Genomic DNA, 6,991 nt, shown 5'->3' on the forward strand with positions numbered 1-6,991 from the left:
GATGGCGGGCGGGAGATCCGGAAGGCGCCGGTGAGGCCCTGGCGTACGGCATCCACTCGCTGATCACGGTTCCTCTGCAGGCACGCGGTGTGATCCTCGGAATGGTGAACTACTGGCGGGCGGAGCGGGCCGAGCCGTTCGACGAGGAAGACCTGTCCTTCGCCGAGGAGCTGGCCGCGCGGGCGGCGGTCTCCATGGACAACGCCCGCCGGTTCACGCGCGAGCACACCATGGCCGTCACCCTGCAGCGCAGCCTGCTGCCCCGTGGCGTGCCCGAGCAGGACGCCCTGGACGTGGCGTGGCGCTATCTGCCCGCGCAATCGGGTGCGGGCGGCGACTGGTTCGACGTCATCCCGCTGCCGGGCGCCCGTGTCGCGCTCGTGGTCGGCGATGTCGTCGGCCACGGTGTGCGCGCCGCCGCCACCATGGGCCGCCTGCGTACCGCCGTACAGAACTTCTCCGCCCTCGACCTTCCGCCCGGAGAACTCCTCGGGCACGTGGACGAACTCGTCACCCGCATCGACGAGGACGAAGAAGCCGACGGCGACGGAGTCACGGGGGCCACCTGCCTGTACGCCGTCTACGACCCGTCCGACGGGACGTGCAGCCTGGCCCGTGCCGGGCACCCCGGCCCCGCACTGGTGCACCCCGACGGCACGGTCGACTGCCCCGACGTGCCCGTCTCCCCGCCACTGGGACTGGGCGGGACCCTGCCCTTCGAAACCACCGAACTGCGCCTGCCCGAAGGCTCCCGTCTGGTGCTCTACACAGACGGCCTGGTGAAGGACCGGCACCGGGACATCGACACCGGACTGGAGTTGCTCCGTACCTCCCTGGCCGCCGCGCCGGACAGCGAGCCCGACGCCGTCTGCGAATCGGTGATCGGCACCGTGCGTCCCGACCGGGCCGGGGACGACATCGCCCTGCTGGTGGCGCGCACCCGCCTGCTGGATCCGGGGCGGATCGCCGACTGGGAGGTTCCCCTGGACCCGGCCGCCGTCGCTTCGGTACGCGTCCAGTGCGGCAGGTGGCTGCGGGAATGGGGGCTGGAGAGCATCGGCTACACCACGGAACTGATCCTCAGCGAGCTGATGACCAACGCCATCCGTTACGCCTCGCCACCCGTGCGCGTACGGCTGCTGCGCGACCGCAGCCTCATCTGCGAGGTGTCGGACGGCAGCAGCACCTCACCCCGACTGCGCCGCGCGGCGACCACCGACGAGGGCGGGCGCGGGCTGTTCCTCGTCGCCCACCTGTCCCAGCGCTGGGGCACCCGCTACACGCGGGGCGGCAAGGTCATCTGGACGGAGCAGCCCCTCCACGACGGCGAGCCCGGCGGTGGAGAACCCCTCGCCGACCTCTTCCTCGGCGCGTGGGACGAGCCCGCTCCGTGACTCCCCGTCCTCCGCGGAACAGCGGCAGCGGGCGGGGTCCTGCGGCTGAGGACCGGTAGGTCCGTCCCCGGCGCAACGGCATCTGTGACGAGGGAGCTATTTCGATGAATCTCTATGTTGACGTACGTCTATTTGAGAGGCATGCTGATGCCCAGTACATCGACAAGCATCGAAACCGAGGAGAGTCCCCGTGACCGCGCCCGCCACTCACGACCTGCCCGTCGTCGTCATCGGAGCCGGCCCCGTCGGCCTGGCCGCCGCCGCCCACCTGCTCCAGCGGCAGCTGACGCCTCTGGTCCTGGAATCGGGCCCGGTGGCCGCCGGCGCGGTACGGGACTGGTCCCACGTGCGGCTCTTCTCCACCTGGGGCGAGATCGTCGACCCGGCCGCCGAGAAGCTCCTGGCCCCCACCGGCTGGGTCCGCCCCGACCCGACGGCCTACCCGTCCGGCGGCGACTGGGCCGACCTCTATCTGCAGCCCCTCGCGGACGCGCTCGGCGACCACGTCCGCTACGGCGCCACCGTCACCGGCGTCTCCCGCACCGGCCGGGACCGCATCGTCGACGCCGACCGCGACGCCCAGCGCTTCGTCGTCCACATCGCCACCGCCGACGGCCACGAGGAGCGCGTCTTCGCCCGGGCGGTCGTCGACGCCTCCGGCACCTGGAACATCCCCAGCCCCGCCGGCGGCAGCGGACTGCCCGCCCTCGGCGAGCGAGCCGCCGCCGACCGCGTCGTCTACCGCGTCCCGGACCTGGCCGACCCGTCCGTGCGCGCCCGCTACGCCGGCAGGCGCACCGCCGTCATCGGCTCCGGGGCCTCCGCCTTCACCGCGCTGGCGTACCTCGCCGACCTGGCCAAGGCCGAGGACGGCGCCGGTACGCACGCGGTGTGGATCCTGCGCCGCGGCATCTCCGGCTCCACCTTCGGCGGCGGCGAGGCCGACCAGCTCCCCGCCCGCGGGGCCCTGGGCCTGGCCGCCAAGGCCGCCGTCGACGACGGCCACGCCGACGCCGTCACCGGCTTCCGCACCGAGGCGGTCGAGCGGGACGGCGACGGGCGGCTGATCCTCGTCGCCGAGGACGGCAGGCGCCTCGACCCGGTCGACGAGGTGATCGTGCTGACCGGCTTCCGCCCCGACCTGTCGTTCCTCGGCGAACTCCGCATCGGCCTCGACGAGCGCCTCCAGGCGCCCGTCGCCCTCGCACCGCTGATCGACCCGAACGTGCACTCCTGCGGCACCGTCTACCCCCACGGGGCCAAGGAGCTCTCCCACCCCGAGCAGGACGTCTACCTGGTGGGCATGAAGTCCTACGGACGCGCCCCGACCTTCCTCGCCATGACCGGGTACGAGCAGGTGCGCTCCGTCGCCGCCGCCCTCGCCGGCGACCGGGAGGCGGCGGAACGCGTCGAGCTCACCCTCCCCGAGACCGGAGTCTGCGGCGGAGCCGGCCTCTTCGACGAGCCCGGCACCACGGAGGCCGGGGCCGGCGGCGGCTGCTGCTCCACCCCCGCCACCCTCCAGATCGGCATCGGCGCGCCCGCCGCCGCCTCCGGCGGCTGCTGAGAACGTGGCCCGGTCCCCGTCGCGTGCCCCCGTGGCCGCGTCCCCCGCCGGGGCGCGGCCGCGGGCCGTTCTCCCCGCCCTGTGCGCCACCCAGATCGTGAGCTGGGGCATCGTGTACTACGCCTTCCCGGTTCTGAACCCCCGGATCACCGCCCAGACAGGATGGTCCGCGGGCGCCACCACCGCGGCGTTCTCCATGGCGCTGGTCATCTCCGCCCTCGCGGGCATCCGCGTGGGGCGGATCCTCGACCGGCACGGACCGCGCATTGTCATGACCGCGGGATCCGCCCTCGGTGCCCTCAGCCTGCTGATCATGGCCGGCGCACCGAACCTGCCGGTCTTCTTCGCCGGCTGGATGCCGGCCGGGCTCGCGATGGCCGCTATCTTCTACCAGCCCGCCTTCGCCGCCGTCACCCGCTGGTGGGGCGAGGGCCGCGTCCGCGCCCTGACCGTCGTCACCCTGGCGGGCGGTCTCGCCTCCACCGTCTTCGCCCCCCTGACAGCCCTGCTCGCAGAGCATTTCGGCTGGCGCGGCACGTACGCGATCCTCGCCGTCCTTCTGGCCGCCGTCACGATCCCGGCCCATGCCCTGGCCCTGCGCGCGCCCTGGCCGCCGGCCCCGCCGGCACCCGCGCACACGGCCGCGGCCACATCGGCATCGGCGGCCCGCGGCCGTCCCTTCATCCTGCTCGCCGCCGCGTTCACGCTGTCCGGTTTCGCGATGTACGCCGTCGTCTTCTCCCTCGTCCCGCTGCTGACCGGACGCGGTGCGTCCACCACCGCCGCCGCCTGGGTGCTCGGCCTCGGCGGTGCGGGGCAGACCCTGGGCCGCACCCTGTACGCCGCGCTCGCCCGCCGTACGGGTGTCACCACCCGCACCGTGGCCCTGCTCGCGGGAGGCGCCGCCACCACGGCGGCCCTCGCCCTGGTCTCCGGGCCCGTCATCCTGGTCATGGCCATCGCCGTGGTGGCGGGCACGGTCCGCGGCAACCTCACCCTTCTCCAGGCCACCGCCGTCACCGACCGGTGGGGAGCGACCCATTACGGCCGCCTCTCCGCGCTGCTCCTCGCGCCCGCCACCGTCGCGGCAGCGATGTCGCCGTTCCTGGGCACTGCCCTGGCCGGGGCTCTCGGCGGATACCCAGCGCTGTTCATGCTGCTCGCGTGCGTCTCCGTCGCGGCCGCGCTGCTGGCCGCGGCCACCGGTCCGCGCCGTCGCGGCCGGGCCGTGCCGACGCCGGCCGATACCACGCGCTGACCAGGAACCGCAGGCGTCGTCACCGCCCTGGGGAGCGCCGCACCTTCGGCTCGGCGGTCCGGGGCCGTGCGCTGGGGCCCGGCCGGCGCTCGACTTCCTGGTCCGAGGCGATCGGGTGGCCCTTCTCGCACATCAACGTCACATGCACGGGTGCTCCGCATGCGTGATGCGTGGCCAGTACGGCCGGCCCCTCGGGATCGGCGAGGTACTTGTCGCCCCACTGCCGCAGGGCGCTGAGCACCGGATAGAGATCGCGGCCCTTCTCGGTCAGAACGTACTCGCCGCGCCGGCGCCGGCCGGGTTCCTGGTACGACCGCAGCTCCAGCAGGCCGTGTGCCACCAGGTCTTCGAGGCGCTCGCTCAGGACCGAGCGGGAGACACCCAGGTGTTCCTGGAGGTCACTGAACCGCCGAACGCCGCGGACGGCCTCGCGGAGGATCAGCAGCGCCCACGGCTGCCCGACGAGTCCGACGGCCCGGCCGATGGAGCAGTTGGAGACGTCCTGGTCGAGGTATTCCATGCTCCCGATTCTAGCTGGGTTCTTTTGGGGAACTCAGCCTGCTAGGGTGACCCGCCATGCGCTGGGTTCGAGATTCGGACTCAGCTATCGGGAAAGGACTGCTCATGGTGAGCCACACCGATGCGGCGACCGCCGTCCGGACGGGCGGGAACGTCCCGGCGCCCCGCCGGGCGGCGGAGCGCCGGATCGGTCGGGCAGTTCGGCTTCGTAGGCGTGGCGTTCGCCCAGGTGCTGTACCTGGAACGCGTCCGGCACGAGTCGATCCTCGGCGCCGGTCTTCTCCTGCTGCCGCTGATGCTCTCGTACGTCGTGGTCAGCTACGCGGCCGCTCGGGCCGTGCGCCGTTTCGGTGTCAAGGCGACCCTGGGCACCGGTTCTCTGTTTGCGGCGGCCGGGGCGCTGCTCATGATCACTCAGAGTCCGGCTGCCACCTCCGCGGTACTCGCCATCCTGATGATGCTGTGCGGGGCCGGACTGATTCTCCCTTCGAGCACCGCGGTTGCCGTCATCAGCGTGCCGCACGCCGACGGCGGCATGGCGAGTGGCACGGTCAACCTGTTCCGCCAGGTGGCCGGGCCGCTCGGAGCGAGTATCACGGTCACCATCCTCACCAGCGGGCTCACCTCACGGCTGCCGTCCGAACTGGCCGAGCACGGCACGCCACCCGCGGTTGCCGACCGGGTGACGCGCGCCGTCAGCAACGGGGCACCGGCTTCCACCGCCCCCGCCGGTCTGCGGGAAACCGTTGCGGCGGCCATCGGCGAGGCATTCACCGCCTCCCTGCACCTGGCTGCCCTCATCACGGCCGTGGGCACTCTCACGGCAGCCGCGGCAGCCGTTGTCCTCATCCGAAACCGCCCCGCCCACGCCTGATCCTCCAGACACCCGACAAGGAGTCACGATGCCCGAAGCCTCTGAACGTCTCTCCGCGAAGCCCGCGGCCGACCTCGACCCGGCGCACGCGGGGGAGTTCCTGCGGGCTGTCGGCCTGCACATCGACACGGTGTCCACCCGGGAGGTGCGGGCTCACCTCGAGGTCTCCGAGCGGCACCACACACCGTGGGGAATCACGCACGGAGGCCTGTATGCCACGGTCATCGAAAGCGTCGCCAGCGTGGGCGCGTCCCACGCGGTGGAGTCCGAAGGCGGATTCGCCGTCGGCGTGAGCAACCAGACCGACTTCCTGCGGCCGCATGCGGCCGGCCGCCTCGACGTTGTGGCGACTGCCGTCCAGCAGGGCAAGAGCCTGCAACTCTGGGTGGCCGAGATCAGCGACGGGAACGGCAGGCTCATCGCCAGGGGCCAGGTGAGGCTGTTCAACCAAGTACTGCCCGCTCGCTGAGGACCCCGTGCGGGCAGCGACGCTGCGCGGGGACGGCCCGGCTGGGGACCGCCGTCCGCATGGCGGCCGCGGGCCGGTCGTGCGTACGGTGGATGTGCGGCCCGTCCCTACGCGAGCGGTCAGGGCGGGCCGCCCCATGATCCGGCCGGGTACCCGGCCTGCCTCGTTCACCCGCCGGCGGGGACGACCCTGGTGACCTTGCCCTTGGGAGTGGCTTCGAGGTAGCCGCCCGCGCCGTACTCGTCGCTGAGATAGACGGCCATCCCCGCGGGAGTGTTGAAAGTCGTGTCCGGCTGCCGTACGAGCAGATAACGGGTGGTGGGATTGTCGACCTTGAGTTTCTTCTCCGCCTCGGCGAGCAGGGAGGGGACGGCGTCCCAGTCGAATCCGTCCAGGGTCAGGGGCTGATCGCCTCCGGCCAGGGTGCCTTTGATGATCCCTTCTTCCACGCCCTGGCCGGCACGGTAGGTGTAGGTGTCGTATTTCGTCTGGCTTCCTTCGACCATGACGTAGGCGGAGACGTGCTCGGGATAGACGGAGAAGTCGCCGAACCGGTCACGTCCCGTCTGCTCCTTGATGGCCCTGATCGCGGTGCGGATGCCGTCCGGGGTCAGCAGGTCGAGGTTCTCCGACTGATCCTCCCCGGATGCGGGCCTCGGCGTGGCGTCAGGCGTGGAGCCGGACGTGGGGCCGGACGTGGTGGTCGCCGTGCGAGGGCTCTTTCCACCTTGTGACGACGACGCGCCGCCCTCCTCGGCTCCCGGCAGCAGCGCCCACACAAGCACGCCCGCCAGCACCGTCGCGGCAGCGGAAGACAGCACGGCGATCCTGCGTGCCGGCCGGCCGGTGCCGGGACCCGACTTCCCGGCGACCACGGTCTGGTACGGGGCTGGGGCCGGCTGGTTGGGGA

At 72.4% G+C, this 6,991-nt stretch carries 6 protein-coding genes and 1 pseudogene; 5 read left to right on the forward strand and 2 right to left on the reverse strand.

All coding sequences use genetic code 11. The annotated features are described in order from the left end of the window. The 3 genes from GUY61_RS31975 to GUY61_RS31985 all read left to right on the forward strand — a co-directional run. Positions 1-1,394 (forward strand): SpoIIE family protein phosphatase (locus GUY61_RS31975; RefSeq protein ID WP_166633801.1); only part of this gene is annotated, 1,394 nt, incomplete at its 5' end. A gap of 190 nt (positions 1,395-1,584) precedes the next feature. Beyond that, positions 1,585-2,961 carry an FAD-dependent oxidoreductase gene (locus GUY61_RS31980; RefSeq protein WP_166633803.1) on the forward strand — a complete coding sequence of 459 codons (1,377 nt, stop codon included), beginning with the start codon at positions 1,585-1,587 and terminating at the stop codon, positions 2,959-2,961. 31 nt (positions 2,962-2,992) lie between these two features. After that, positions 2,993-4,219, forward strand: a complete 1,227-nt coding sequence (locus tag GUY61_RS31985; RefSeq protein ID WP_313896969.1) for an MFS transporter — start codon at positions 2,993-2,995, stop codon at positions 4,217-4,219. A 19-nt stretch (positions 4,220-4,238) separates the two neighbouring features. Here the strand turns inward: GUY61_RS31985 and GUY61_RS31990 are convergent, their stop codons facing one another. Beyond that, positions 4,239-4,739: a helix-turn-helix domain-containing protein gene (locus GUY61_RS31990; protein WP_166633807.1), complete on the reverse strand. Its 501-nt coding sequence runs from the start codon at positions 4,737-4,739 to the stop codon at positions 4,239-4,241. 213 nt (positions 4,740-4,952) lie between these two features. Here GUY61_RS31990 and GUY61_RS31995 point away from each other — a divergent pair, with 213 nt between their 5' ends. Together GUY61_RS31995 and GUY61_RS32000 are read left to right on the forward strand one after the other, a co-directional pair. Further along, positions 4,953-5,612, forward strand: coding sequence for an MFS transporter (locus tag GUY61_RS31995; protein ID WP_166633809.1), 660 nt, complete (start codon positions 4,953-4,955; stop codon positions 5,610-5,612). A 28-nt stretch (positions 5,613-5,640) separates the two neighbouring features. Continuing rightward, entirely contained in the window at positions 5,641-6,081 is a 441-nt protein-coding gene (locus GUY61_RS32000; RefSeq protein WP_166633811.1) for a PaaI family thioesterase, read from the forward strand. Between the two features lie 167 nt (positions 6,082-6,248). Here GUY61_RS32000 and GUY61_RS39375 read toward each other — a convergent pair. After that, a pseudogene (locus tag GUY61_RS39375) lies at positions 6,249-6,991 on the reverse strand (serine/threonine protein kinase); the annotation flags it as partial.

Source organism: Streptomyces sp. GC420 (assembly GCF_009916105.1).
Taxonomy (GTDB): domain Bacteria; phylum Actinomycetota; class Actinomycetes; order Streptomycetales; family Streptomycetaceae; genus Streptomyces.

Excerpts from the sequence above, each read along its gene's own strand:
- GUY61_RS31990 (WP_166633807.1), bottom strand. The coding sequence starts at position 4,739 with ATGGAATACCTCGACCAGGACGTCTCCAACTGCTCCATCGGCCGGGCC.
- GUY61_RS32000 (WP_166633811.1), top strand. The coding sequence starts at position 5,641 with ATGCCCGAAGCCTCTGAACGTCTCTCCGCGAAGCCCGCGGCCGACCTC.